Source organism: Priestia sp. P5_B4, assembly GCF_056400385.1.
This window is the reverse complement of sequence record NZ_JBFULJ010000485.1, coordinates 1-2,847: the sequence shown is the minus strand read 5'-3', so window position 1 is coordinate 2,847 and position 2,847 is coordinate 1. Positions and strand designations below refer to the sequence as shown.

2 protein-coding genes are annotated in these 2,847 nt (G+C 34.6%); one reads left to right on the top strand and one right to left on the bottom strand.

Annotated elements, in window-relative coordinates; all coding sequences use genetic code 11:
* Positions 1–1,121 (top strand): tyrosine-type recombinase/integrase (locus AC1DRF_RS21705; RefSeq protein ID WP_477741670.1); only part of this gene is annotated, 1,121 nt, incomplete at its 5' end.
* A 627-nt stretch (positions 1,122–1,748) separates the two neighbouring features.
* On the opposite strand, the gene AC1DRF_RS21700 is transcribed toward AC1DRF_RS21705, so the two are convergent.
* Positions 1,749–2,456, bottom strand: a complete 708-nt coding sequence (locus tag AC1DRF_RS21700; RefSeq protein WP_427077332.1) for an IS6 family transposase — start codon at positions 2,454–2,456, stop codon at positions 1,749–1,751.
* Positions 2,457–2,847: the final 391 nt, after the last annotated feature.

The following is a 2,847-nucleotide window of genomic DNA, read 5'->3' as shown; positions in this document are numbered from 1 at the left end:
GAACAGAAGTAAGGGAAAGAAAAGGGGATTTCAATGAAATTGTTTCATWGATGCTAGATAATAAGTATTATGATGCCTTAGAAGAAAGAAATRAGCATCACCAGCGAAAAAACGAAGAGATGTTCAGTGATTTTACGGATGAAGAAATGATGTACTACTATGTACACCAACGAAAGCATATTCRAAAAGATCGAGAACGAAAAGAGAATACCAAAACTGAATACGTACGGATACTGCTGCAGTTTTATCGGTATGCTGTAGAAAGTGAATCGTTCCTACGCCAAGATATAGACAATTATATAGAAGAAACTATTTTTAAAAATCTACGTCCTTGGCATATACGGAACTACCAGAGTTATTTAAGCACCGCATTGTTAGGAAAGGGAGGGAAACCTTATTCACCTGCAACTTTAGATGCTAAAATGACGATTTTAAAAAGTTTTATGAAATGGTTACATGAAACGAAGTATATTCAGTATCCGTTACATAAAGAAATTTTGAGTACGTCATTATCTGAGCAAGAAATTCCAAACCGAGATTTGTATTATCATGAAGTCAAACAGTTGCTAGACTACTACAAAGACCATCCTATTAATTATGGATTGTTAACGATGTTGGCTATGACAGGATTGCGTGTACAGGAAATAGCTAAAGCTTCGTGGGGAGATGTATATCTAGACAGTTTAAGTGGCCATTATCGACTAAGAGGAGTAGGGAAGGGTGGAAAGAAATTTGATAAGTTACTTCATCCATCGCTATATGAACGCATCCTTGCTTTTCGCGAACGACGTCATGTCAGTACAGCATTAGATTCAAGTAATCGAGGTCCGTTATTTCCAACTAAAGATGGAGACTATTATCAATATAAAAACTTAAGTAATTATATTGTTCGTATCATTGAACGAACAGAATTACCTTTTATAAAAGAAAGGAATGATAGGATTACGCCTCATTATTTTCGACATTTTTATGCGATTTATAGTAGGCAGCAGGGAGCCGACATTTTCTTAATTCAAAAGGAGCTTGGTCATAGTGACCGTAAAACAACGGAACGTTATCTAGAGAAGGTATTACAGCGAGAACAAGAAATCGGACTGATGTGGAAAGATCAGGAATTCTAGTACTGCGATTAAAACAAATTTGTTTTTTAGTAATTAGATTCCCATACAACTTTCACTTACAAATCTGTATTTGTACGAATCAACAAGACTTACTAGACCATTAATGTATTCTCACACTCCATTCAATAAAAAACCTCTGCAGATAATTGCAGAGGTTTTTTATCATATTTAAACTGGCGTTTTTGCCTCGAGAGGTTCCGTTGCGCCCACTTCTGTCTGAACATCAAAGACGGCTGTATTTTTAATTTTACCGGTTAAATATCATGCTCTTCGTAAAATAAAATCACTATTAAAAGTGTTAAGAGTAATTATAAAACATTCTCTCTCAGCATATATCCAGCAACTGACCCTTTTTCCACAAAAAAGTCCAATATGATAAGAACTTCTTGTTTTAATTTTGTTTCCCTTCTTATTCTTTCACGATTCTTATAAATATAACGCTTCATCATGTTTTCTAATTCGTATATCGTATTACTCTCTAATTGAGTTGACCAAATGTTATAATGTTCAATTAGAATTTTAGAGACCCAAGATACTCCATTATTAAGATACCTTTGCCCAACTGGTTCTGGTGCGAATACTTAAGGAGATATAAAGAGGCAAAAAGTGTCTTAGTGGAATCTGGTCTTAAGCAGCAATTCCAAATAGTTGATGGATGAACTTCACTTGATTTTGGACAGACTGGTTCCATGAAGTAAGTTGCCCTTTTTTAATGATATGCATAGCTTCTATTCCAGAAATAATAGATGTAGCTGTGTGAAAGGATTTTAATCCTAACATAGGTCTAATTCGTTTTTTAATAAAACGATGATCTTGTTCTACTATGTTATTGAGATATTTCACTTGCCTTATTTGGATGCCTACAGGCATCTTTTTTTCGTTTTTCAACTCTTCAATGGCTATAGGATACGCTGGATTTTTATCGACGGTTATGACACGAGGCTTTGAAACATGAAGAGACCGCAAAGCTTTCTTGAAGAAACACTTTGCAGCCTTGTGATCTCTTGTTTTACTTAGATAAAAATCAATTGTATTTCCTTTAGAATCAACTGCACGATACAGATACATCCATTGACTTTTGACTTTCACATACGTCTCATCTACTCGCCAAGAATCATTGGTTGGCTTAAGGTGACGTCTAACTCGCTTATCTAATTCCGGACCATATTGATGAACCCAACGCATGATCGTTGTATGAGCCATAGCTAGTCCGCGTTCTTCCATCATTTCGACTACATCACGAAAACTGAGGTTGTACCGTAGGTACCATCTCACGGTTAATAAAATAATATCGGGTTGATAATGTTTCCATTTGAATAGATTTTGCTTTTCCATACTGATCACACACCTTTTTTAGAGTAATAGTATCAGTATGTCCGAGTTTAGGAGATTAATGAAAATGGCCTTGAAGTTTTTGCACCAGAACCGCTTTTTATACATATGCTTGTCTTAGAAAATAGTCTTTATGAAGAGAAAATATATGTTATTATTTAACTCCATTTATAGACTCCTTTAAAAAGTTACCATTTCAAATACTTTTAGAATAAGGGTGTTTTTTCTTATTTAACTACTAAAGAAACTTCCACTCTTTCTTTTTCTCTTATAATGATGATGTCCATAACTTCCGTGATGATCACGGCCTTTTCTATAATCGTCACTACTGCTATAACTCTTAAAAGGTTTTGATTTTCCTCTCTTGTAATCACTACTACTGTAATGCTTATGT